Raw genomic sequence first — 24,329 nt, 5'->3', positions numbered from 1 at the left:
GAAAGAGCGAAAATATTATTACGAATACCGTTCAACTTAATGTCAATTAAGCGTTACAAGTTTTAAATTTTCCCGTAGTATCAGATAGAGAGCAAAACCTAAAAGCCCACTAGCTCTATCAGGAATAGAGTTGGTGACTTAATAGGTTAATACCTCACCATCAAACCTGTCAATCATCACAGGGCTGTTGGTCAGATTTGTTAGCTCTGTTTCCACTAAAACCGTAAGTCACGGATCAAGTGACGCTTGTAGAGCTAAAATTGCCTCTGTGGGTAACTTGTGCGAGGTCATCTTAAACCTCAAACCAGGGACTTCAGGAAATTAATGTTCTAAGCTCAAGCAAGCAACTTGCACACTTGTGGTGCTTGTGAAGAGAGGCATTTCTAGGTTAAGAACCCACAAGAAGTGGGAATTTTCAAACTGCCGTTTCGATTTAATAGAGAGGACTACTGGATGGCAACTTACAAAGTCACGTTAATTAACGAAACTGAGAAGCTCAACACCACGATTGAGGTTGACGACGATACATATATTCTTGACGCGGCTGAAGAGCAAGGTATTGACTTACCATATTCTTGTCGCGCTGGCGCTTGCTCTACCTGTGCTGGCAAGATCACAGATGGTAAAATTGACCAATCCGATCAATCTTTCCTTGATGACGATCAGATCGAAGCTGGTTACGTTCTTACCTGCGTAGCTTATCCCGCCTCGGATTGTACAATCACTACCCACCAAGAAGAAGAACTCTACTAAGGTCAAAAGCTTTAAAAGCTATAGCAGGGACACAAAACTTTAGTGTTCCTGCTTTAATTTTTTTGCTTTATGAGCGTAACTCTTAGATCTTTTCTTACTTTTTGGAAGTAGTTGTAGAATTAGCCTGCCCCTGGAAATTGAAAATTTTATTGTTGATTGCTTGAATTTGGGTTCCAGGATAGTAAAAATTCACGATTTCCTCTCCTGCCCAACCTTTTTTGGCTAAAGCATAAGCGCCTGTTTGACTAAGCCCTACTCCATGCCCTAACCCACCCCCAACAAAAGTATATCCTTTGAGGGTTTTATCTGTGTTATAAACGGGTTCTAGATAAAATAAGGTGCTGCTGGGTGGGAGGAAGGCACTGCGGACATCATCTTTATATAGTTCAACAACACCTTTATCTGTTTTTACCTGAAGTTTGAGGATTCTTCCAGCAGGCGATCGCTCTACTACCGATATTTGATTAATTTTTTCAAAATTGGCAAGGGGATTTTTAGTTCTCTTGAGATAGCGTTGTAAACCTTTAGTGATATCGGTGAGCGTGCTTGTTCTGCGCCAACGGAAGGTGTTCCAACCCTTTTCGTTAAACCCCTGCTTTAAGCTCAGAAATTGGCGCAAGTTTTCCTCATTTGCCAAAGGTTTACGGGACAAATCCCAAATATTTTGAGTGGAATCAATTATAGGTTTGAGATATGGACGCTTGGCACCGTTCCACACATCATCAAATTGTGCAGTCACTCCACCACTGGTAGACGAATACAGAGCATCAACAATCTGATTATCGTAGGTTAAGACTTGACTTTTGGTAGCTGCGATCGCTTTATCTGAGCTTGCACTGGTTCCAGTCAACCCTTTATAAACCTGGCACTGAGTATCGGCACAAATTTGATAGCCATCAATAGCAAATCTACGCAAGTTCTTGAGGGCGTAGGTTCTAGCAATGATCGCTTGCGCTTCCATAGCTCCGTATGGCGCATTATAGTCAATTTCGTGAGGCACTACACCTCGCAAATATGTCTCTAATGGCACTTCATTAATTAAGGTGTATGTACCATAAGAGTTGGGTTTTATTCGTAAACTTCCGCCATATATCCGACCAAATTTGTCATCCTTGCCTTTTTTAACGTTAATTAAATCTTTTCCTGAAGTTATTTCTAAATTTTTGCGGTTGTAGCGCAAACCATTGACAACCCAAGAGACTTGTGTTTGTTTCGGTAAGATGTTTGTATCTAAATAAGCTGTTTTCTGACCTTGTTGTTTTAAATTTTCTAACAGCAAGCGTCGCAGTAAAGGTGTGTTATATACACTCCTTTTAGCCCAAACGTGCCAACGTTCAGGTTGTGCTATTTCCACAGCAATACCTTTAGCCAGCCATTTATTAGCACTGTCTTCCGCAGTTTCAAAACTCCGGTAATTACCCAAGACAAGCCGCTCGTCTACGCCTGGTACGCTTAGTGCTTGCGTCACTGCTTCTAGCTTAACTTTCTGAACCTCCAGGGTTTGCGGCTGCATATTACCAGCTAGGAAGTGCAGAGTAAGGCGATCGCCTTTGGTCGCTTCTAAGGTTAACTCCTGATTCGGTTCCTCACCAAATCGTTGTACAATGCCAACTTTTAATTCCACTTCTGGAATTCTGGCGATCGGTCCTGATGCTCCGGTGAGTCCAAATAGACAAAATGCCATCAAGACATTACGGGATAAGTGGCTCAATTTTTTCCCGGTTTCAGCTTGAATAATCAACATTTTCCTCAAGACACACCTTGTTGCTTGATAAATACGCCAAGAATAGAACAGTTTTTAGTCGGGATCAACCTTGGTATCTAAGTTTCTACTTTTATCTCAATTGTTACTTTATATATATATATTGTGATCGACCAACTGGAATAATTTGCCACATTGCTCAGAATTTTTTAGGTAGATGTGAAATTAGTTGTAGAATAAAGTCATAACGACTATGATTTAAATAAGTAAGACTTCATGGGAGCAACAGTTCGTGTGAAAAGCTTGGTAAAGGAGATTCCCATAAACCAAATTCGCCGTCCCTTGCCGCGACAAAACGACCCTGCTAAAGTAGCAGCTTTAATGGAGTCGATTCAACAAATTGGGCAGCAAGAACCTATTGACGTGCTGGAAGTAGATGGTCAATACTACGGGTTTTCAGGTTGTCACCGTTATGAAGCTTGTCAGCGATTGGGTAAAGAAACAATTCTTTGTAACGTCCGCAAGGCTCCCCGCTCAGTTTTACAGAGGCATTTAGCTTAATGGCTAATTGCTAAAATTGACAGGTTAAAATCCTGAAATTTGGCGCTATACCAGACAGCAAGGCTTAAAATACATCTGTACGGGCATTTTTTGAGCTTGATATCAGCATTTTGAAAGTTTTTTGTACATAAGGAGCAGTTTATGCAAACTTCAGATAGAACGATGAAAGTTAATATTGGCATTGACGAGAACGCTCGTAAAGATATTGCGGAAGGGCTTTCTCGCTTGTTAGCCGATACTTATACTCTTTACCTAAAAACCCATAATTTTCACTGGAACGTAACAGGGCCAATGTTTCAGACATTACATTTAATGTTTGAAGCACAATATAACGAACTAGCTTTAGCAGTTGATTTGATTGCTGAACGTATTCGCGCGTTGGGATTTCCAGCACCTGGGACTTACAGCGAGTTTGCTCAATTAAGCTCAATTCCAGAAACCCCTGGCGTTCCCAAAGCACACGATATGATTCGTCTGTTAGTGGAAGGTCAAGAAGCTGTTACCAGAACTGCGCGGTCAATTTTTCCAGTAGTTGAACAGGTAAATGACGAACCGACCGCAGATTTATTAACGCAACGGATGCAAGTGCATGAGAAGACCGCTTGGATGTTAAGAAGTTTGTTAGAAGATTAACATCCTCTTTGAAAAAATGCGGTTTTCTTTTGACAATGAATCAGTCTGTCGATAGAGATTTGACCCATCAGTTGCAGCAACTAATGCAGCAGGTGGGTATTTCTAGTTTTAATGAGCTAAGTAAACAAACTGGCGTTTCCAAACGACAGTTAAAGCATTTGCGACTGGGGGAAGTTTCGCAGATGCGGGTAGAAACTCTGGTGAAGATTAGTTCTTTGCTGCAAGTGTCTGTAACTGAGTTACTGAAAACTTTTAGCCAGGTAGAAATAGCTGAGGAGACAGATGCCCAAGCTGCTTGGAAACAGGAATACGAACGCCTGCAAGAGCAACTAAGACAGCAACGCGAGTCTTTGATGCAGGAATTTCAGCAGACAAGTTTGCAGGTTTTGGAATCTTGGTTGCTACAGTGGCCAACTGCTGCTAATGCGGCTAAGGAAAACCCGCAGTTACCAGCAGTGAGGTTATTGCCGTTAGTGCGACCAGTTGAGCAGTTGGTGCAACAATGGGGAGTAGAAGCGATCGCATTTGTAGGCGAAGAAATACCTTATAACCCGCAGTACCATCAATTAATGGAAGGAAGCGCCCAACCAGGAGAGCAGGTAAGGGTGCGTTACACAGGTTATCGACAAGCAGAGAAACTTCTCTTTCGTGCAAAAGTTAGCCCCTTAACAATTAAAAATTAACAATTTTCCCCTTTCTCTCCTCTCTCCTAACTTGACCAATGACCAATGACCCATAAGCACTTATTCTCTCTTTAGGAATAATTAAGTTGGGTTTCTCCCATTTGACTGATGAAGTCTATGTGTAGATTTGTTGCACTATAGTTAGCGCCAAATACTGGAGAACATAAAATGCCTAAGTTAAATATTGGTTTATCTGAAGAACAACGCGAAGGCGTGATCGAATTGTTGAATCACGATTTATCCGACGCTTACCTGCTATTGATTAAGACCAAAAAGTACCACTGGGACGTTGTTGGGCCACAGTTCCGTTCACTGCATACACTGTGGGAAGAACACTATAACGCGCTAACGATCAGCATTGATAAAATAGCCGAACGGGTTCGCACTTTGGGTGGCTATCCAGTTGGTACAGCAGAAGGTTTCTTGAAATATGCTTCTATCAAAGAAGCTGCGGGAACTCTGCCTAATGCCTATGGTATGGTAGAAAACTTAGTGATTGACCATGAACAGGTGATCCGCAATTTGCGCGGTCATATCGACCAATGTGGTGACAAATTCCACGATCAAGGTACTGCTGATTTCTTGACTGGGTTGATGGAACAGCATGAAGAAATGGCTTGGATGTTGCGTTCCTTTATTGAAGGTGATGCAATTTCACCAGACGGTAAGCTATCCGCAGATGTCAAAGTTCCTGTTGAAATGAAGTAATTTTTGATAATAACGATAAAAAAGGTAGGGATTTTCCTACCTTTTTTGGGTTTAGCAATGTTGACCCCACCCACAGCCCCTCCCCGTTCACGGGGAGGGGTTTTGGATTCAGTAGCAAAGATAATTGTTAATTGTTAATTGCTAAAGGATTGAGCCAGCGTAGCATTTCTTGTTTTAATTGATGCAAGTCCCGATAAACTTCTTGCTTCATCCACTGACCAAGGGCATCAAATGGCGTATATACTGAGCTAACTTGCCATTTGAAATCTTGCCCTAATGGTGTAACGTGGCTACCTTTAAGAATTTGACTTGTAATCATCCCTGGAAAGCGTTTATCTAATGTTTCTCTTAATGCGAGGGATTGATCGAGGTTATCGTTATTAAATTTGATAATTAAATTGCGTTTAACTTGGTAGCGTTGAGAAATTAGGGAGATTGTTTCTAATGGCGAAGGCGTAAACTCGACTGTAAAAGCGCCAGAAAATTGTTCTACTAAAGGAACTGCATCACGGGCAGCAAAATTATTGAAGGAAATTAGAATATTACCTGCCCTTTCTACTGGAAACAGGCTACCGATGAGCAAATGCAGTTTACAACCCATGCTATGTCCTACTCCATAAATGGGGAGGTAACGACGGCGTAGCAGGGATTTTGCTCGTAATTGTTCTATTGTGCGATCAAAACTCTGGTGAACGGATTTTGCGATCGCAGTATGATCGAATGTATTGACAAATGGTGTGGCAATAATCGCATAGTTTTTACTGGCTAAGTCTTCTAGTAATAGCCGATATGTGACGTGGGGTGCTGTGGCGACAAACGCACCGCCAAGAAAATGTACTATCCCTGTGTGATATTGGGGAATGTATACCCAATTACCGTTAACTTCCTGCCATTCCATTGAACAATACCTTGTGCGATCGCTCTCTAACCCATTGTAAGCTTTCATTAAAGCAAGAGGATACAGCCAACCGCTACGGGTGTGTTATCTGGATGGGATTGATAAAAAGTAATTATTCGGGATATAACTAACCCAAAATTAACCTAAAAATATATTGAACTTAAAAAAGCCCCTGTTTCCAGCATAGTCTTGATTAGATAATTGAGGCTACGGAGGAATTAAGGATATATAGCCGGATTACACAAATGCGGATTAGTGGAAATACCTACATCGTTTAGCTGCGTGATGTCTAATTAAACTAAAACTTTACTCCTAGCTCCTGCTAAGAATCTACCTTATTAATTAGCCTTATTTACACTCAGGATAGACAGCAACGGAGTAGTATTAATTATATATTATAAACCATAGCAAAGACCACTAATAAGCCAAAAAATTATTATATTTAACCTTTATTTTTTGACCTTCAATTATACTTTGGAGGTCATTCTATTATGGGTATATGACGATACATTTGTTTTAAGCATAGAACGCATTATTAATGGTGATGAATGAGACACTTTAACATCTGTCATAAGGCTGATAGATTTCTTAGGCAATTAGGGGACTATGGAACTGTGAGGAGTGAGAATTGCAATCGAAAAGCCCTTGAAGTCGAAACACGGACAGACGCTCAGGGGCTTTTCAATTTTCGGGCGATCGCTAACTATTAAGTAAGTATTTGGTTACAATTAAACGTTACTTGCAATCACTAGGACTGGTGACTGGTGACTGGGAAAACTTTCAAAAGTTTATTTATACGCGCCTACTTAGTTCGTTGATAACGCTACACAGTAATGACATCCTTCTTCCGCCCCAGTGTTGATGCGATGGTTGGGTATATTCCCAGCCAACAACCCAAACCTGGTACACCAATTATTAAGCTTAATACTAACGAGAATCCTTATCCGCCTTCTCAGGATGCGATCGCAGTTTTGCATAACCTAGATCCTGAATGGTTACGGCGTTATCCCGATCCTTATGCTAACGATTTTCGGCAAGCGACTAGCGAAGTTTTAGGGGTTCCAGTTGACTGGATTATTGTTAGCAATGGCAGTGATGATTTACTAAATTTAATTGTGCGTAGCTGTGCAGATTTGGGGCGCAAAGTAGTTTACCCGATGCCAACTTATGTTTTGTATCGCACCTTGACAGATATGCAGCCTGCGGAATGTGTAGAAATTCCTTATAAAGAGGATTATTGCTTACCAATTGAGGAATTAGTAGCAGCAAATGGTGCGGTGACATTTATTGCAACACCTAATAGTCCATCGGGTCATATAGTTGCGATCGCAGATCTGCGACAATTGGCAGCAAGGATATCTGGTGTTTTAGTAATTGATGAAGCTTATGTTGACTTTGCTGAAGAAACAGCATTGCCTTTGGTGAAAGAATTTGAGAATGTAATTGTGATTCGCACCTTATCTAAGGGTTATTCTTTAGCAGGTTTGCGCTTGGGGTTTGGAATTGCCAATCCCAAGTTATTGAGTGGGTTGTTTAAGATGAGGGATAACTATAATATTGATGCGATCGCTTGTCTGGTTGGTACAGCAGCAATGGGCGATCAAGCTTATAAAAATGAATGTGCCGAAAAAGTCAAGGCATCGCGGGCAAAATTAGCGGTAAATTTCAAGCAATTAGGCTTTCGCGTGTGGGATTCGCAAACTAATTTTCTGTTAGTGCAACCACCTAAAGGCAATGCGGAGCAAATTTTTCTAGGGTTGAAGGAATTAGGAATTTTGGTGCGTTATTTCAAGCAGCCTGGGTTAGAGGATAAGCTGCGGATTACAGTTGGTACTGATGAGCAAAATCAGGTGCTAGTTGAGGCGATAAGGAATGAGGGAGGGGAGAGGGGGGAGGAGAGAGGAAAAATTTTTATAAAAGGTTCGTGAGTAAAGATTTATGGTTGTAATACGATCGCATTTAAAATAATTAAATCTGCACTATATATAGTGCAGATTTAATTGTTAAGGGAAACACCAAGAAGCTTAGGTGCAGTTGCAAATTCTAATTATTGGTACTCGATACCAATGCAGTATTAGAATATGATTAACGTTTCTAATCGTTGTCGCGTGTGCTTGCTTCAGCAGTTTTTGGATACAATTTACCAAATTCTTTTAACGCTTGTCCTGTTTCTTCGGCAATATATTTACCACGTGTGCCGGGATCGTCTTCTGTTTCGCGGGCTTCTTGCTTCCACTCGTTTGATGTTTTTGGTCTTACATCATCAGTCTGATGTGCTTTTTCTAAAACTTGTTCAGCTACAGCTTGGCTATTGCGTCCAGCATCAACATTTGTTGTTAGTAGGAGAAAACCAACTGCGACAACAGCAAAAAAGCGTTTTACCTGAAATCCATTAATGAGAGAAGAAATCTGTGCGATCGCACTAGAGATTATATTTTTCATGCTAATACTGGGTGACTTTTTTTCAATTATTTTCAACATAATTTCCAGGTTAGTAGTATACAAAGAATTATTCCTCTAACAAAAGTTATATCTAGAATAAAAAAAATAGCTTTTAGCGTAGCACAAAAGCAATAATTATCTCAACAATGGCAAATTAGATACGTTCAAAAAGGCGTATTTGCTCGTATTTCTAAGGTTTTTCCAGATTGCGGATGCTCAAAGCGCAGTTCCCTAGCGTGTAGATGTAAGCGAGTACCTGCATAGCATCCATAGAGGCGATCGCCTAAAATGGGTATTCCAAGCCCTCTAGGATCAGCCGCGTGAACCCTTAACTGATGGGTGCGTCCTGTTAGTGGTATAAATTCTAGGCGCATATAGTTTCCTTCCGTTGCAATAACCTGGAAACGAGTTAAGCTTGGTTTACCTTTTTGCCAATCAACTTTTTGATAAGGGCGATTTTCTGGATCTCCCCAGAGAGGTAGTTCAATCATGCCTTGATTAATTGTTACAGTGCCAGAAAGTACCGCTTCATAAATTTTGTGGATTTGTCGTTGCTGAAACTGTTGGCTGAGTTGACGATAAGTTGGAAGATCTCGCGCCAGTAGCAGGATACCAGATGTTTCTTGATCAAGGCGATGCACAGCCATCAGCTTGATGCCATCGGGTAAGAGATGACGTAAGCGACTGAGAATGCTATCTTGGCGATCGCGATAACGACCAGGTACAGAAAGCAAACCTGCGGGTTTGTTTACAGCTATCAGCCATTCATCTTCATAAAGAATTGGTAAAGAAACCTCTCCCCAAACCCCTCCCCTACAAGGGGAGGGGCTTTCTCTTTCTCCCCCTTCTTTACCCCCCTTTTTAAGGGGGGCAGGGTGGATCAAGAAGGGGGCAGGGGGGTTAGGTTTTAACCCCGAAAGCAAAAACCCCATCAATGGCTGACATCTTTCCGCACAAGCACCATAAAATTGCCCCTGCACTTTATCCTGAGTTGTTGAACCCCACCAAAACTCTGCCATTGCTAGCGGTTTTAACTGATGGGTTGCTGCATAATGAAGCAACTTTGGGGCGCAACAGTCACCTGTACCAGTAGGCATTGAACCTCCTGGCATTAATTGCTGTAAAGATAAAGATTGCCCAGAAAAATTAGTCAAACTGTAAGCCGCGTGCATTTGTGCTTGTAGTTCGCGGGATAGTTCCTTACGCTGTTGCTTGAGTTCACGTATCCGCCCATCTGCATTTGTAATTAAATCTTTAAGCGGTTGCAATACTTCATTTTGTTGGCGTTTAAGCTTTCTTCTTTCTATTCCCTGCTGACGGCTTTCTTCATCAAGTTGTTCAAGTGCAAAAGTTAAATTTTCTTCCGTTAATGTTTGACAGAATATCTGGCGTTTTTCTTGTCGTTGTTGTTTGGAATTGAGATGGCGATCGCTCATTGCTTTTAACTGCTGCTCAAAATTATGAGACAACGTTGCCAACTGCTGTCTTTCTGGCAGTTGTTTTAAGTTAATAAGTTCCTGCTTAATTGCTTCTAATTGTGCTAATGTATGCGCTTCTTCTAAAACAACTTCATCTCTCCCTGGAATTGGCGGAACCCAACCATCAACCACGCTGCAACCATTCAAAAGACCAGAAAATGCTTTAATTATTCGTTGTTCACCATTAGGCAGTTCTACTAACAATACGCCATACATTTTGCCTTCAGATGAATAACTCTCATTTTTGGCAAGATGTTGCATTAAATTAAGTGCGATCGCTTCTACTAAAGGTGTGCGCGGTAGCCTCAATAATTCACCACCTTGAGGGCAAAAACCTTCATAGTAATAACTAGGAGATAAATTGCCAATAACAGTATTAGAGCTAATCAAATCGAAAAATGGATGCAGAATCACCATAAGATGCAAGATTTAGAATTTTTTATTTTTAGCCCAGATTCCCAAACTAAGCTATATTGTTGTTATCAATGGTATTAACTGGAATAATATGTCATACAGTGATTTTAAAACTATTGAGCAAGCTGTTTCCGCCTTGGGATTAACAGTTGAGGATACTTTTCATTTATTTAGTCATATTGCACCAATCGAACCTTCTCAACGCTTGAAAGAAACATTAGAGGAAACACTGGATTTAGCAGCAAGTATTAGTACTGAAAAAGCTAGATCTGAATTAATTATAACTCCAGTCTTATTAGAAGTAAGACGTATCTTTAAAAACAAAGTTGGTTATTTTTCTGGTAACACCTTTAATATTGACGAATCAAAAGGTTTAACGGGTGCTTGTGATTTTCTTTTAAGCGCATCCAGTAATCAATCTCTAGTAACTGCCCCTGTATTGACCTTAGTTGAAGCAAAAGATAATGATATTCGTATTGGATTAGGACAATGTGTAGCTCAAATGTTTGCCGCTCAAATATTTAATCTTCGTAAGGGTATAGAAGATCAAGTTGTTTATGGTGCTGTTTCGACAGGTACTAACTGGAAATTCCTCGTATTAGAAAAACAGATGATAAAAATTGATTTAACTGAATACTTTATTAATCAATTAAATCAAATTTTAGGTATTCTTTGCGAACCCTTTAAAATTTATTTTTAATAAATATTGTATAAAACTAAATTACAGCAGTTGTTAGTATCAATTATTTATGAAAATGATTTCTACAAATATTTGATGTAGAAACGTACAATAATACGTCTCTACATATTGTTAAAACCGTTCTATCGACTCAAAGTTTTTGTTAGTATTAACCTTTGCACCTTCCCCACAAGTACGAGGTGTCGGAAATATTTTCCCAGGATTAGCTAACCCTTTGGGATTAAAAACTTGCCTTACCCATTGCATAGTTTCTAAATCTGTTTCACTAAACATTTCTGGCATATAACAACGCTTATCCGCGCCAATACCATGCTCTCCAGAAATACTACCGCCGACTTTTACACAAAGTTTAAGAATTTCCCCGCCTAATTCTTCAACTTGTTCTAAAGCACCATGCACAGCATTATCATACAGAATTAATGGGTGTAAGTTGCCATCTCCAGCGTGAAACACATTAGCAACATAATAGCCGTGTTTTTTTCCAAGTTCCTCAATCTCTTTCAGGACATAGGGTAATTTTGTACGCGGGATAACTCCATCTTGTACATAGTAATCTGGGCTAATTTTACCCATTGCGGCAAAGGCAGCTTTGCGACCTTTCCATAATATTAAACGGGTTTCTGGATCGCTGGCGCTGGTAATTGTCCGTGCGCCGTTATTTGTACAAATTTCCGAAATTAGCTGTTTATTAGTATCTACTTCTACTTGTAAACCGTCGATTTCTACTAGCAAAATCGCACCAGCATCTCTAGGATAACAATTGGTTCCAACTACATCTTCAACAGCATTGATACTGAAGTTATCCATCATTTCGATACCGCCTGGAATAATTCCAGAACTGATAATATCGGAGACTGCCCCGCCAGCTTCTTCTACGGTATTAAAATCCGCTAAAATAACACAAATTGATTCAGGTACTTTAACGATTTTTAAAGTAATTTCTGTCGCAATGCCTAATGTGCCTTCGGAACCAACAAATATACCTGTTAAATCATAACCAGGCATTTCTGGTAGTTCTCCCCCAATATCAACAATTGAACCATCAGGGGTGACAATTTTTAATCCTAAAACGTGGTTAGTAGTAACGCCATATTTTAAGCAATGGACACCACCAGAATTTTCGGCAACGTTACCACCAATTGAGCAGATAATTTGACTAGAAGGATCGGGGGCGTAGAAAAAACCAGCACCGCTAACTGCTTGTGTTACCCAGTTATTAATCACTCCTGGTTGGACAACTACACGCTGATTTTCTAAATCAATGCTTAAAATTTTACTCATTAAAGCTGTGACTATTAATACACAGTCTTCGACGGGTAATGCACCGCCAGATAAGCCTGTACCAGCGCCACGGGCTACCCATCCAACGTTATAGCGATCGCATATCTTCAATATCTCCGCCACTTGTTCCGTTGTACGGGGTAACACAACCACCGCAGGGCGTTGTCTGTAGCTGGTTAAACCATCGCACTCATAAGTAATTAACTCCTCACGCCGTTGCATCACACCATTTTTACCAACTACAGCCTCAAATTGCTTAATTATTGGTTGCCAGTTTCGTTGTTGTACTTTTTCTTTAGTAAGCATAAATAGTTTCCTTAAAAGGCGTGATGCTGATACCAAGCATACGGTTCCACCGCATTGCCGTATTAACTGGTTAACGAAGGTGTTACATTGAATAATGGAATAGTAGCATCCATATATATCTTAGGTAATTATTATTGTATTTTTTTTAATTGGCAATAAAATATCCCCTCTATAAATATGATAGCTGCTTTGGTTTACTAATTAGTAGTGTAAAAATAGACAAATCATCTATTAACTTCGCGACAAAAAGTGATTTAACAAACACCCATGACCTTAATCCGTATTGCCAAATCCTGGGAAATCCCAGAAAGCCACGCAACACCAGAAGCAGCTTTTTTTAATCGTCGCCGCTTCTTAAAAACCTTAATCGGTGCTGGTATTGGTGCAGCTATATTACCTGTTACTGGCTGCGAAAATAACTCAGAAATACAAACAGGCAGCATATCAGGTACATATCCCGCTTACCCAAACTTAAATATTAATCCCAATTTTGCCAAAGTTGACCGTCCAATAACTGAGGAATTTTTATCCTCTAAATACAATAATTTTTATGAATTTGGTGGCACAAAGTCTATTTGGAAAAAAGCTCAATCATTACCTACAGACAACTGGAAAGTAGAAGTTAGCGGTTTAGTCAATAATCCTCGCACTTATGACTTAGATGATATCCAGAAAAATTTTCCTTTAGAAGAACGTATCTATAGATTTAGATGCGTAGAAGCTTGGGCAATGGCAGTGCCTTGGGTAGGTTTTCCAATGAAATTGCTTGTAAAAGATGTAGAACCAAAATCAAATGCTAAATTTGTGCGGTTTACTTCTTTTTATGACCCCAAAATTACTCCTGGCCCTGGATTTTGGGCGGCTGGCTATCCTTGGCCCTATACAGAAAGTTTACGCATTGACGAAATGACAAATGATCTAGCATTTTTCGCCACAGGCATCTATGGTCATACCTTACCAAAACAACATGGTGCTGCTATTCGAGCAGTAATTCCCTGGAAGTATGGTTATAAAGGCGCAAAATCAATTGTAAAAATTGAATTTTTGGATAAACAACCAGCAACATTTTGGAATACTCTTGATTCCAATGAATATGATTTTGAGGCAAATGTTAACCCAAATAAGCCTCATCCAAGATGGTCACAAGCAACAGAACGTTTAATGGGGGAAGGGCCAAGTTTCTCTTGGGAAAAACGCCCAACACTTCCTTATAACGGTTACGGCGAATATGTAGGACATCTATATAAGATCTAACCTACATTCTCTGGATGTAGGTAGCGCACCTTAATTTGTGGAGAGGTTTAATGATCTCAATCCCCACTGAGGGGATGGGTATTTCTATTACCTCTGATAAGATAACAGGGCAAATGTGAACCGTAACACAGTAGGGAAACGTCGGTGAGAGTCCGAGGCTGTGCCGCAACTGTAAACAAGATTTTAGGTAAAACAGTAGTGCTACCTTACTTGTAAGCCAGAATGCCTACCTGTTACTTGCTCACTATACTTCCTGCGTTGCATAGGAACGGAGCTTAATATAATGCCTAATGCTAATTCCACTCTAACTACGACATTGATATCACCTACTGAATCTCTGCACTTGCCGCCATTACCGCTACAACGCCCTTTATTATTAATTGGTCATGGTACTAAAGACCAAGATGGACGGCAAAGCTTATTAGATTTTGCTGCTGCTTATCAAGCTTTGGACACCTCACGCCCTGTGCTTCCTTGCTTTCTGGAACTTACAGGTCCGACAATTCAGGAAGGTGTAGATCGCTGTATAGAACAAGGCTATACGGAACTTTCAGTATTACCGATTTTATTATTCGCCGCTCGTCACAATAAGTTTGATATTACCAATGAGTTAGACAGGGCAAGAGCTAGACATCCTCAGCTTAAGTTTCACTACGGGCGACATTTTGGGATTACTCCTGCAATTATAGATTTATGGCGATCGCGCCTTGCCCAAATCGACGAGCCTGATTACAATCGTTCTGAGACAGTATTACTGTTTGTTGGTCGTGGTTCTAGTGACCCCGACGCTAACGGCGATGTTTACAAACTAGCCCGTATTGTTTGGGAAGGTAGCGGTTATCAGACTGTAGAAACTTGTTTTATCGGCATCACCCACCCTCGTTTAGAAGAAGGTTTCCGCCGCGCCCGACTTTACCAACCTAAACGGATTATTGTTTTACCCTATTTTCTATTTACCGGACTGTTAGTTAAAAAGATTTTTGACACCACTTCACAACAGCAAGAACAGTATCCAGATATTTCTCTAACTTGCCTGCCAGAAATGGGTCTTCACCCGCTATTACTTTCTGTTCTTAGAGAAAGGGAAATTGAAACCCAACTAGGACAAGTGCAGATGAATTGTGAAATGTGCAAATTTCGACTAGCTGCTGCTGGTAGTAGCAATAATAATCATCATAGTCACGATCATACTTCTCACCATCATCACGATCATGGTCACAGTCATGGTCACTCCCACGAAACTGTTGATCCTTATGCAAATTTAGAACAATATCATGACAGAATTTGGCAAGCACCTTAACAATTATCCATGACCCACGCTATGTCTAAGGAATTTACTGTTGGTGAGAAAGTTCGCGTTGTGGCATTACCTCCTTATGTGAAAACGGCTGAACCAATGCCGATGCTACGTCCTCCTGAAGTAATATCTATTGGGGAGGAAGGAGTTGTAATGGATAGGCGACCAGGAGGGTATTGGGGTGTCCGTTTTACTAAAGGAGCTTTTTTGCTCGATAGTCAGTATATCGAAGCGATCGCACCAACACCATAAAAAGAGTAAATAAACCCCGTCACACACAAAACTAGATGAGAAATAAACATCTTCTAGAAATGCCAATGTAGAGAGGTTGTATACAACCTCTCTACTTATCTAAAACTAAATCAGCAATCAAAGGCAAATGATCTGATCCCACATTTGTTCCGGTTCTAACATTTAACACTTTGATTTCTGGGCTAATTAGAAAATGGTCAATGGGAATTAATAGTAACCAAGATAGCGGTGGCTTAATTGGCGAAAATTTAGCTTCTGTGGGCCATGTGGGTAAAATCCCAAAACCTTGCCTAGCATTACGCAAACCAGTTTTATTTATAAAATTTTTGTACGAAGGCGACCACATTGTGGTATTCAAATCTCCAATGATTAATATAGGTTGCTTTAGCTGTTTCACATAACCACTAATGGCATTTAACTGTTGCTTAGTAGAAAGCAGCAATTCTGGTTTAATTGGTGGCATCGGATGGGTAGCAACCAAAGAAATTGCTTGTTTATTAATTAATAAATCTCCAACTACACTAGCATTATTAGAACTACCTAAAAATTTAATATTGGGTTTTTCTAAAGGTCGTTTACTATAAACAGCAATTCCCATATTATCAGGATTAGCTCTTCCGACAGCATAAGGAAGAATATCATTTATAGATTGAAGTTGATTAGCCCAAAATTCATCTAATTCCAGAAACACAGCAACATCTGGTTTTTCTTTCCTTACTAGAGAAATTACTTGCTCATAGTTATTATTTTTTGTATTAATATTTACTAACAATACACGAATTTTATTGGGTGATTGGTGACCAACTGTAGATTGAGGAATATACCAATGAATCACCTCTCCGGCATTAAGTAATATCCAGAACAAAGCAATTATCACAAACGCTCGTTTTCGGTTTATCGACAACAAAAAAGCTAAAATGATTGTAGTAATTAAATATTGAACTTTAAAATGAGAAGCCAGTTCCAAATAAAAATTCCATACCAATGAACTGCCAATAGAAAGCAAGGTGATTGAGATTATTCCTAAAAGTAATAAAATGGCAATAAAATTACTTAAGAAATTTTTATTTCGCTGTTTAGGAAGCAGACGCATTGGGTGTTGTACTAACTTAGTTGAAGGCTTACCAAAAACAATATTAGAGGATTTTCAGACCAATTCATGGTAGCGCGATCGCCATCCTGATAGATAAACTCAATCAACCTACTTCTGCCGTATGTAGTTGGGGTATTTAATAAAAACGTCATTCAGGCACTACTAATTTGTTCTGAATACAAGTATTTTTTACAAAACTTATTAAAACAACTACAATTTGTAAAATATTTATTTTATTTTGCCACTTTTTATTATCAAAAATTCATATTAGGAGCTTGAATTCTTCGATAAGCTGAAAGAACTAGAGAAATTATCAATTAGAGGAAAGCTTATGGCAGCTATAACTGGAGTCGAACTAAAACGACCTGTTTGGCAAACAACTGGAATTTTGACTTTAGCTTTTTGGTTAAGTAGTAGCCTAATTTTGGACTTAGTAATTATGCCTAGCCTTTACGCTACAGGCATGATGACGCAAGCAGGATTTGCTACAGCAGGATATTCAATATTTTGGATTTTTAATCGCATTGAGTTAGTCTGTGCAGCTTTAGTGTTGACAAGTATATTAGCAGCCCAAAGCACTCAACAGCCTAGCCTTAAGGAAAACCGTTCAATTATTTTATCCGTTATCCTTTTAGGAATTGCTCTAATTTATACCTATTTTTTAACCCCAGAAATGAGTGCTTTGGGGTTACAGCTAAATTTATTTGATTCAACTACTGTCATACCTGCCCACATGAACCAAATGCACATAGGTTATTGGTTTTTAGAAGCTCTCAAGCTGATTGGATGCAGTACCCTATTAGGCTTATGCTACCGTAATTCAGTTGACTAAACATCTTACAAAAATATTTATCCCATTTTCTCATTGATGTAGAGACGCGCACCTAGCGCGTCTCTTTTGGCATTACCCTAGATGAAATGGTTTTATTATTTCAATTTTTGATGAGCAGCCAAAATAATTTTCTCAGTTTCTTCCCAGTTAATACATTTGTCTGTAACTGAAATTCCATACTTTAACTGGTCAAGTTTATGGGGAATTTTTTGACTCCCTTCAGATAAATTAGATTCCAGCATCATCCCCACGATAGAACTATTTCCCTCTACTATCTGTTGGACAACATTTTCAAATACCGCGCCTTGTAGCTTGTAGTCTTTATTGGTATTACCGTGACTACAATCAATTACAATTCGTGGCAGTAAATTCGCTGCTTTTAATTTTTCTTCCGCAATTTTGACATTATCAGCATCAAAATTAGGCTGGCGATCGCCACCTCTTAAGATAACATGACCATAGTCATTGCCTTTGGTTCTAAAAATGCTCACCTGCCCTTGTTGGTTAATTCCTACAAAATTATGCGGTTCCTTAGCAGATTGCAAAGCATTTAAAGCAACTTTAACACTGCCATCCGTACCATTTTTAAACCCAACAGGCATAGAAAGCCCACTTGCCATTTCTCGGTGAGTTTGGGATTCTGTTGTTCTAGCTCCAATTGCCGACCATGAAATCAATTCAGCAATATATTGAGGTACGATGGGATCGAGAGCTTCAGTGCCAGCAGGTAATCCCATTTCAGCAATTTTTAGTAGCAAGCTACGTGCAATTAATAAACCTTTTTCTATATGGAAAGAATCATCCATATCGGGATCATTAATTAGCCCTTTCCAACCAACAGTAGTTCGGGGCTTTTCAAAGTACACCCTCATAATTAGCAGCAATTTATCCTTAACTTTCTCTGCCAACACTTTCAGCCTTTCGGCATATTCTTCTGCTGCTTTAATATCATGAATAGAACAAGGGCCAACTACTATAAATTTACGGTTATCCTTAAAGTCTAAAATATCTTCAATTTCTTGCCTGTATTGCAGAACGTTGTTTTCTGCTAAATCTGTTAAAGGCAGTTTTGCCTTAAGGTCATTTGGAGTAATCAAGAGTTGTGAATCTTCGATATGAGTGTTGACTAATTTTTCGTGCATGGAAAAAGATTCCTACTGAGTGAGAGCGAGCAAAATTAAATTTTAATTGATGTTCTGTCTGCTGGAATAGCCGTAATATTTGTATGAGTAGTTTTATTTAGGTATTTTTACTATTTGCCATAGACAACTCTAAAATCTCCAAAAATTCAAGGTGCTAACCCTTGAAGGATTGTAGAGACGAGCAATCAGAGGTTTCTACATTCTTTGTTGGAGAGGTCTATTGAAATTATCCATTCATAAAATTATTATATTAAACCAAAAATTTTTTATAAACCTTCACCGCTTAATTTCAAACCTCGGTAAACCTTCTACCTCCTCATACTCAACAATAACAGAATTGACTACAGCACCTAGTGGCCCCTGCTTACACCAGCTAATCATCCCTGTCACTGCCTCTGGAGTACCTTCAAAAACTGCTTCCACCCTTTGATCGGGAAGATTCCGCACCCAACCACTGATGCCTAATTGATTAGCTTGATTTACAGTAGCAAAGCGGTATCCAACCCCTTGAACTATTCGGTGAAACAAAAACATGGGCGCGAATCGGTGTTGGTTGTGATGATGTCATTAGCTGTTTTTGGCGTTACAGAGATGATTTACCTCTAAAGGGTAGCGGGGAGGTAAACTTTGGCTTATGACTGATTTAAGCTGTATTTTTTTAATAGTCGCTAATTTTTTTATTTGTGTAATAAATAATGTCTGACCTACCACCGCTAAATACTGATACCGTTTGGGCAATTATCCAAGAAGAAATAGATGATCTTACCGTCAACCAAATCATTTGGCACTACTTAGGCTACCGCTATGACGAAACCACAAGTAAATGGGATACTAGCAAGGTAGCACCAGAATGGCGGGACGAGTATCCAGAACCACCCGACTTTATTGCCAACCGTCCTCCCACAGTAAAGCTTACTCGTTCTATTCCTCAAGAGAATAAACAATTACTCAAAGAACAGTTAGGCTTTAAAGGTTATAAAGTTGGGGAGTTTGGACCAAGGCAAACTCGTCGGGCGACGGCAGCTAACTGGTTGTTAAGCTATATGAAACAGACTGCTATTGGTGAGATTAGTTCTTAGATTCAGGATGAGTCACATTGTAAGCAATTATAAACTATTGATAAATTGCGATCGCCCTCAATAGAGTATGGATTATCAAAATTTGCCTAATTTAGTTTGTGAGCATATTCAATCAATAACCATAACAAAACCCAAGATCGCAATTTTCTCTAGTCAAATGGCTTTTTAAGTCACAATTCCACCCCTTTATAATCATGTTCGCATAATGTAGAGACGCGCGATCGCGCGTCTCTACATCTGCCTTGAAAAAAGACTACGCACCTTCGCGCAATTTATCCAAAACACCCCGATCTTCTAAAGTGGAAGTATCACCAGTAAGCTCTTGCCCCGAAGCAACATTTCGCAACAACCGCCGCATAATTTTACCTGATCGCGTTTTCGGTAAAGCATCAGTAAAACGGATCTCCCCAGGACGAGCGATCGCACCTATCTCTTTAACTACGTGCTGCTTCAGTTCCTTACTCAATTCCTCACTAGCGTTGTAGCTACCTTCTAAGGTGACAAAAGCAACAATCTCTTCCCCTTTGAGTTCATCCGGTTTTCCAACAACCGCCGCTTCTGCAACTGCGGGATGAGAAACCAAAGCAGATTCAACTTCCATCGTTCCCAAACGGTGTCCAGCGACGTTGATCACATCATCAACTCGACCCATTACCCAGAAATAGCCATCTTCATCTTTGCGTGCGCCATCTCCCGCAAAGTAGGTATATTGCCCGTCTTTGGGCGGAATATGCTCCCAATATGTCCGACGGAAGCGATCGCGATCGCCGTAAAGTGTCCGCATCATTCCAGGCCAAGGATATTTCACAGCTAAATAACCGCCCTCGTTAGCTGGTACGGAATTACCTTCTAAATCGACAATATCAGCGAAAATTCCAGGGAAAGGTAGAGTCGCAGAACCAGGTTTAGTCGGAATTGCCCCTGGTAACGCCGTAATCATAATTCCGCCTGTTTCTGTTTGCCACCAAGTATCCACAATTGGACAACGTTCACCACCAATTACGCGGTGATACCACATCCAAGCTTCAGGGTTAATCGGTTCGCCGACAGTTCCCAATAATCGCAGAGAAGATAAGTTTCTAGCGTTGGGTAATTCTTCACCCATTTTGATAAACGCCCGAATCGCAGTAGGGGCAGTATAAAGAATCGTTACACCATGCTTTTCAATTACATCCCAGAAACAACCAGGATTAGAAGCGCGTGGCGCACCTTCATACATTAATGTTGTCGCACCGTTGGATAATGGGCCATAGACAACATAACTGTGTCCAGTAATCCAACCTACATCAGCAGTACACCAGTAAACATCGTTTTCCTGAAGGTCAAATATCCACTTAGTAGTCATGTGGGTATAAAGGTTGTAACCGCCAGTGGTATGAACAACACCTTTAGGTTTGCCAGTACTACCAGATGTATATAAAACAAACAGCAAATCCTCGCTATCCATTGGTTCTGCGGGACAATCTGCTGATACACCTTGATTGATTTCATGCCACCAATAATCGCGCCCTGGCTGCATATCAACATCTTTTCCAGCGCGGCGCACTACTACAACGCTTTCTACACTAGGGGCGCTACCATCAGCTAAAGCTTTATCTACTTGCACTTTTAAAGGTACGATCGCATCTTTGCGCCAACCGCCATCAGCAGTAATTACAACTCTCGCTTGTCCATCTACTAAGCGATCGCGCAATGATTCCGCACTAAAACCACCAAATACAACGGTATGCGCTGCGCCAATTCTGGTACAAGCTAACATGGCGATCGCTGCTTCGGGGATCATTGGCATATAAATACCAATGCGATCGCCTTTTTGCACTCCCAGTTTTTTCAACACATTGGCAAACTGGCACACTTCCTGATGTAATTCTGCATAAGTTAAAGTGCGGGTGTCGCCTGGTTCCCCCTCCCAAATTAACGCTGCTTTATCCTTACGCGCAGTTGTTAAGTGTCTGTCTAAGCAGTTGTAGCTCAGATTAATTTTCCCCCCAACAAACCAAGATGCAGAAGGTGGTTGCCAATCTAATACTTTGTCCCACTTTTGGAACCAGTGCAACTCTTGATCCGCTAACTCTGCCCAAAACTTCTCAGGATCGGCAAGGGCGCGATCGTATAGTTGCTGATATTCCTCCAAACTCTTGATCTGGGCGTTTTGAGAGAATTCCGCAGGAGGGTTAAATAAGCGTTTTTCTTGCAGGATTGATTCAATAGTCGATTCAGACATGATAGTTACTGTAATTGCGATCGTTTCCCTCAACTATTTTGAACGCAGATCAGCCAGAAATAACCTTGAGTTTTTTTAAGCAGGGTGCGATGCTCATTATTCCCTCCTCCTTCGGAATTGCTTCGCGAACTGACAAGTCAGCGCTTGCGCTATACTCCTGCGGAGTCGCTACGTGAATGCAACTATTAAATTTTAGTTAATCTTATAAAAACCTTTCAAAAGATAGGATAAAACTGAATTTATCCTAAATTCCCGCTATTTATGTCTCCAGATATCAATACTGCATCTACAACCGCATCACCAATTCTGGAACTACGCACCATCAGCAATAATGAAGGTTTAGCAGCATTCAACGCCCTATTCAAAAATAACCAACAAGCAGCAGATACCGCCGCCGCCCAACTCAAAACTCATTGGAATAAATGGGCAACTGCCTTTGATGCCCAATGGTTTCAAGCTACAGAAATTAACGCCCAAATTCTCATTGGTAAAAAACTAGCGCAAGAACTCGAAAACGCCAAAATCAAAGTAGCCGTTGTCATCAAAAAAGCATTAGATGGGCAACAAATTAACTCACCTGTCACTCCTCCACAAAACCCTGTCAGTAATGAAGATGCAGTTGTCGCTTTTTACTCAATCTTTAAAAGTCAACAAATAGCTGATAAAGAAGTTGCTAAATTAGTTACTAACTGGAATAAATGGGCATCAGCGTTTGGTGGACAATGGTTAGCACCAGCACCAGAGAACGCCAAAATCCTTGCTGGCAGAATTATTGCCAAAGCGATCGCAGATAAAAAAACTCAAGTAAATAACGCCATACAGCAAGCAATTGTAGGTCAACAAATTAACTCGTTTTCCGATACCCCAACGAATGATAATAGTACACCCAGTAATGGCAATAATAGCCTAGAAAAATTAGAACTAGCAAAAGATAGAACACGAGTTTATAAACTATTTATGAAAAATGCCCTCAATCTGGGGGCAGCTAATGGCAAATTAGTATTTTTATATCAAGGCGTTCAAAAATCACCCTACAAGCAACATATCAAACAATATCCAGAACGCCTTACAGAAAAACCTGATGGCGCAAATGTAATTTCCTCTGGTGAAACAATTGTACTTAAAGGTTCCAACAAAACAGTTACATTTACTCCTTACCCTAAAATTGGTCAAATACCGTCAATTGATAAAAGTTTAGATTTTCTCCATCCAGATATCAAAGAAGCCTGCATTTGCATTGGGAGTTTTGTAGACGGACAAATCAAAACCCACTGGTTAGGCAGAAATGCTCTTAATAAAGGTCAATTTTGGAGTGCCACTAAAATTTTACCTATTCTTAATATTCTTTCTAAAATCAATAGTAAATTTCCTGATTCTGATATTGATAATTGCTTAATTAAAGACCAAAACAAACGCAAGAAAAATTATCCCGTTTATGATTTAGCAGTAGATGTAGTGAGTTATGGAGATGCCGTAGCTACTTCAAATTCTGTAGCTGCAATGTTTAAAAGATTTGAAACTCGTCCAGGGTTAGAACTTTGGGTACAAAAAATTACAGGCAATAATAATTTAGAATTTCGTGGCGGTTACGGTGAACCTGCTTTTATAGATAACCCCCAAATATTTGATGCCAAAAAAGGAAAAGTTTTATTAAATGCTGCTGCTCCAACTTCAGCAGGTAATAACCTTGTTACAGCCTACGATTTAACTCGTTTCATTTCTATGTTGGGATGGCATCCCCACCTAGCACCAGCCCTACGTCTACCAGGGGCGCAGTGGCATAGCTTAGAAAGTATTATTAGAGCAATGGGAACTGATGCAGCCCGTTATACAGATTTAGCGATTAAAGTATTAGGTATAGACAGTTTAATCAGTTCTCCAGTCATTATTTCTAAATTAGGCAACGGCTATAGTGATAGCAACAAAAGGCATGAAATTGTGTATATTGCTTTTGTGCAATTTATCGATCAGATACCTAAACTTCAAGGTCAACCAGCTAAACTTAGAACCTTGAGCATAGCGTTACGAGGAGCCAGCAACAATTTAGCACAACTTGATTCTAGAATGGCAACAGAAGTTGCTGAAATTATGCGGAGATTAGTTACAGAAGAACTTGCCTAAAAAACATCTCCAAACAAAATGTAGAGACAAGCTATAGCGCGTCTCTACTAACACGCATTGAAATCAAACATTTTTAATAAAGAAAAAAAGTTATCAAACTCTATAACCTTCCCTTCTCCTCTTCCCAGAAAATATAAAATTTAGAAACACCATAGCTTATATAAAACACCTTTAATTTTGGAAATGTCTCCAAGAAAGTTGGGGCTATGTTTCAAAAACTTAACAATTTAATATTTAATTCTGCTCACCTAAATTTTCCAACTTCAGACAGACGATGGTTCTCTCCCAAGAGTGACAGACCACAAGTGTTTAGCTGTTAAGGTTGTTCATAGTAACAGGTGACTATTGATACCTAGTTTGTGTATATCAAACTTCGCTACATAATTAGCGAATTGACGCGAGCTATTTAAATACAGACTAAATAGCCATTTAACATTTTTTAGCTCACAGCCTTTTCAGGGCAAGAGCTAATAATT

Annotated in this window: 22 protein-coding genes, 1 pseudogene and 1 riboswitch; of the genes and pseudogenes, 13 read left to right on the top strand and 10 right to left on the bottom strand. The window is 39.8% G+C overall.

The features are described from left to right. Nucleotides 1–453 precede the first annotated feature (453 nt). Nucleotides 454–753, top strand: a complete 300-nt coding sequence (locus CRI9333_RS00565) for a ferredoxin (protein ID WP_015201259.1) — start codon at nucleotides 454–456, stop codon at nucleotides 751–753. A 94-nt stretch (nucleotides 754–847) separates the two neighbouring features. Here CRI9333_RS00565 and CRI9333_RS00560 read toward each other — a convergent pair whose 3' ends face one another. After that, nucleotides 848–2,497: a SpoIID/LytB domain-containing protein gene (locus CRI9333_RS00560; protein WP_015201258.1), complete on the bottom strand. Its 1,650-nt coding sequence runs from the start codon at nucleotides 2,495–2,497 to the stop codon at nucleotides 848–850. Between the two features lie 234 nt (nucleotides 2,498–2,731). Between CRI9333_RS00560 and CRI9333_RS00555 the strand changes: the two genes are divergently transcribed. The 4 genes from CRI9333_RS00555 to CRI9333_RS00540 all read left to right on the top strand — a co-directional run bounded on the left by CRI9333_RS00555 (nucleotide 2,732) and on the right by CRI9333_RS00540 (nucleotide 5,040). Continuing rightward, complete coding sequence (locus tag CRI9333_RS00555; protein ID WP_015201257.1) at nucleotides 2,732–3,016, top strand: ParB N-terminal domain-containing protein; 285 nt, start codon at nucleotides 2,732–2,734, stop codon at nucleotides 3,014–3,016. Nucleotides 3,017–3,157: 141 nt separating this feature from the next. Beyond that, entirely contained in the window at nucleotides 3,158–3,649 is a 492-nt protein-coding gene (locus tag CRI9333_RS00550; RefSeq protein ID WP_015201256.1) for a Dps family protein, read from the top strand. A gap of 35 nt (nucleotides 3,650–3,684) precedes the next feature. Then, the gene (locus CRI9333_RS00545; protein ID WP_015201255.1) at nucleotides 3,685–4,332 is read left to right on the top strand and encodes a helix-turn-helix domain-containing protein; all 648 of its coding nucleotides are present in this window, start codon (nucleotides 3,685–3,687) and stop codon (nucleotides 4,330–4,332) included. Nucleotides 4,333–4,500: 168 nt separating this feature from the next. Next, on the top strand, nucleotides 4,501–5,040 hold the full coding sequence (locus CRI9333_RS00540; RefSeq protein WP_015201254.1) for a Dps family protein: 540 nt from the start codon (nucleotides 4,501–4,503) through the stop codon (nucleotides 5,038–5,040). A gap of 127 nt (nucleotides 5,041–5,167) precedes the next feature. Here CRI9333_RS00540 and CRI9333_RS00535 read toward each other — a convergent pair whose 3' ends face one another. Then, a complete protein-coding gene (locus CRI9333_RS00535; RefSeq protein WP_015201253.1) occupies nucleotides 5,168–5,938 on the bottom strand; it encodes a DUF1350 family protein in 771 nt (256 codons plus the stop codon). An 833-nt stretch (nucleotides 5,939–6,771) separates the two neighbouring features. Here CRI9333_RS00535 and hisC point away from each other — a divergent pair. Beyond that, nucleotides 6,772–7,866: a histidinol-phosphate transaminase gene (gene hisC, locus CRI9333_RS00530; protein ID WP_015201252.1), complete on the top strand. Its 1,095-nt coding sequence runs from the start codon at nucleotides 6,772–6,774 to the stop codon at nucleotides 7,864–7,866. Nucleotides 7,867–8,032: 166 nt separating this feature from the next. Here hisC and CRI9333_RS00525 read toward each other — a convergent pair whose 3' ends face one another. Both CRI9333_RS00525 and CRI9333_RS00520 read right to left on the bottom strand, forming a co-directional pair. Beyond that, on the bottom strand, nucleotides 8,033–8,380 hold the full coding sequence (locus tag CRI9333_RS00525; RefSeq protein ID WP_041226187.1) for a hypothetical protein: 348 nt from the start codon (nucleotides 8,378–8,380) through the stop codon (nucleotides 8,033–8,035). A 164-nt stretch (nucleotides 8,381–8,544) separates the two neighbouring features. Further along, a complete protein-coding gene (locus CRI9333_RS00520; RefSeq protein ID WP_015201250.1) occupies nucleotides 8,545–10,275 on the bottom strand; it encodes an RluA family pseudouridine synthase in 1,731 nt (576 codons plus the stop codon). 88 nt (nucleotides 10,276–10,363) lie between these two features. Between CRI9333_RS00520 and CRI9333_RS00515 the strand changes: the two genes are divergently transcribed. After that, nucleotides 10,364–10,972, top strand: a complete 609-nt coding sequence (locus CRI9333_RS00515; RefSeq protein ID WP_015201249.1) for a hypothetical protein — start codon at nucleotides 10,364–10,366, stop codon at nucleotides 10,970–10,972. Between the two features lie 111 nt (nucleotides 10,973–11,083). Here the strand turns inward: CRI9333_RS00515 and glcD are convergent, their stop codons facing one another. Beyond that, on the bottom strand, nucleotides 11,084–12,559 hold the full coding sequence (gene glcD, locus CRI9333_RS00510; protein ID WP_015201248.1) for a glycolate oxidase subunit GlcD: 1,476 nt from the start codon (nucleotides 12,557–12,559) through the stop codon (nucleotides 11,084–11,086). Nucleotides 12,560–12,826: 267 nt separating this feature from the next. Between glcD and msrP the strand changes: the two genes are divergently transcribed. The 3 genes from msrP (at nucleotide 12,827) to sipA (ending at nucleotide 15,362) form a co-directional block, all read left to right on the top strand. Beyond that, a complete protein-coding gene (msrP, locus tag CRI9333_RS00505) occupies nucleotides 12,827–13,813 on the top strand; it encodes a protein-methionine-sulfoxide reductase catalytic subunit MsrP (RefSeq protein ID WP_015201247.1) in 987 nt (328 codons plus the stop codon). Nucleotides 13,814–13,902: 89 nt separating this feature from the next. Continuing rightward, nucleotides 13,903–14,061, top strand: a riboswitch (cobalamin riboswitch). 35 nt (nucleotides 14,062–14,096) lie between these two features. After that, nucleotides 14,097–15,113: a sirohydrochlorin chelatase gene (locus CRI9333_RS00500; RefSeq protein ID WP_015201246.1), complete on the top strand. Its 1,017-nt coding sequence runs from the start codon at nucleotides 14,097–14,099 to the stop codon at nucleotides 15,111–15,113. Between the two features lie 21 nt (nucleotides 15,114–15,134). After that, nucleotides 15,135–15,362 carry a regulatory protein SipA gene (gene sipA, locus CRI9333_RS00495; protein ID WP_041225809.1) on the top strand — a complete coding sequence of 76 codons (228 nt, stop codon included), beginning with the start codon at nucleotides 15,135–15,137 and terminating at the stop codon, nucleotides 15,360–15,362. Between the two features lie 91 nt (nucleotides 15,363–15,453). Here the strand turns inward: sipA and CRI9333_RS00490 are convergent, their stop codons facing one another. Further along, nucleotides 15,454–16,455 (bottom strand): endonuclease/exonuclease/phosphatase family protein, encoded by a 1,002-nt coding sequence (locus CRI9333_RS00490; protein ID WP_015201244.1) that lies wholly within the window; start codon nucleotides 16,453–16,455, stop codon nucleotides 15,454–15,456. Between the two features lie 11 nt (nucleotides 16,456–16,466). After that, on the bottom strand, nucleotides 16,467–16,607 hold the full coding sequence (locus tag CRI9333_RS26345) for a hypothetical protein (protein WP_157462215.1): 141 nt from the start codon (nucleotides 16,605–16,607) through the stop codon (nucleotides 16,467–16,469). A gap of 179 nt (nucleotides 16,608–16,786) precedes the next feature. Between CRI9333_RS26345 and CRI9333_RS00485 the strand changes: the two genes are divergently transcribed. Continuing rightward, nucleotides 16,787–17,287: a DUF4149 domain-containing protein gene (locus tag CRI9333_RS00485; protein ID WP_015201243.1), complete on the top strand. Its 501-nt coding sequence runs from the start codon at nucleotides 16,787–16,789 to the stop codon at nucleotides 17,285–17,287. Between the two features lie 95 nt (nucleotides 17,288–17,382). On the opposite strand, the gene CRI9333_RS00480 is transcribed toward CRI9333_RS00485, so the two are convergent. Both CRI9333_RS00480 and CRI9333_RS00475 read right to left on the bottom strand, forming a co-directional pair. Continuing rightward, on the bottom strand, nucleotides 17,383–18,429 hold the full coding sequence (locus tag CRI9333_RS00480) for a 3-deoxy-7-phosphoheptulonate synthase (RefSeq protein ID WP_015201242.1): 1,047 nt from the start codon (nucleotides 18,427–18,429) through the stop codon (nucleotides 17,383–17,385). Between the two features lie 276 nt (nucleotides 18,430–18,705). Further along, a pseudogene (locus tag CRI9333_RS00475) lies at nucleotides 18,706–18,997 on the bottom strand (acylphosphatase). Between the two features lie 127 nt (nucleotides 18,998–19,124). Here CRI9333_RS00475 and CRI9333_RS00470 point away from each other — a divergent pair. Then, nucleotides 19,125–19,508 (top strand): DUF1823 family protein, encoded by a 384-nt coding sequence (locus CRI9333_RS00470; protein ID WP_015201240.1) that lies wholly within the window; start codon nucleotides 19,125–19,127, stop codon nucleotides 19,506–19,508. 253 nt (nucleotides 19,509–19,761) lie between these two features. On the opposite strand, the gene acs is transcribed toward CRI9333_RS00470, so the two are convergent. Next, nucleotides 19,762–21,732 (bottom strand): acetate--CoA ligase, encoded by a 1,971-nt coding sequence (gene acs / locus CRI9333_RS00465; RefSeq protein ID WP_015201239.1) that lies wholly within the window; start codon nucleotides 21,730–21,732, stop codon nucleotides 19,762–19,764. Between the two features lie 261 nt (nucleotides 21,733–21,993). On the opposite strand from acs, the gene CRI9333_RS27525 reads away from it, so the two are divergent. Further along, nucleotides 21,994–23,853 (top strand): hypothetical protein, encoded by a 1,860-nt coding sequence (locus tag CRI9333_RS27525; RefSeq protein ID WP_015201238.1) that lies wholly within the window; start codon nucleotides 21,994–21,996, stop codon nucleotides 23,851–23,853. Nucleotides 23,854–24,329: the final 476 nt, after the last annotated feature.

The organism is Crinalium epipsammum PCC 9333, assembly GCF_000317495.1.
In the GTDB taxonomy this organism is placed as follows: Bacteria; Cyanobacteriota; Cyanobacteriia; order Cyanobacteriales; family PCC-9333; genus Crinalium; species Crinalium epipsammum.
The sequence above is the reverse complement of the archived record's forward strand: the minus strand, read 5'-3'. Positions and strand labels throughout refer to the sequence as shown.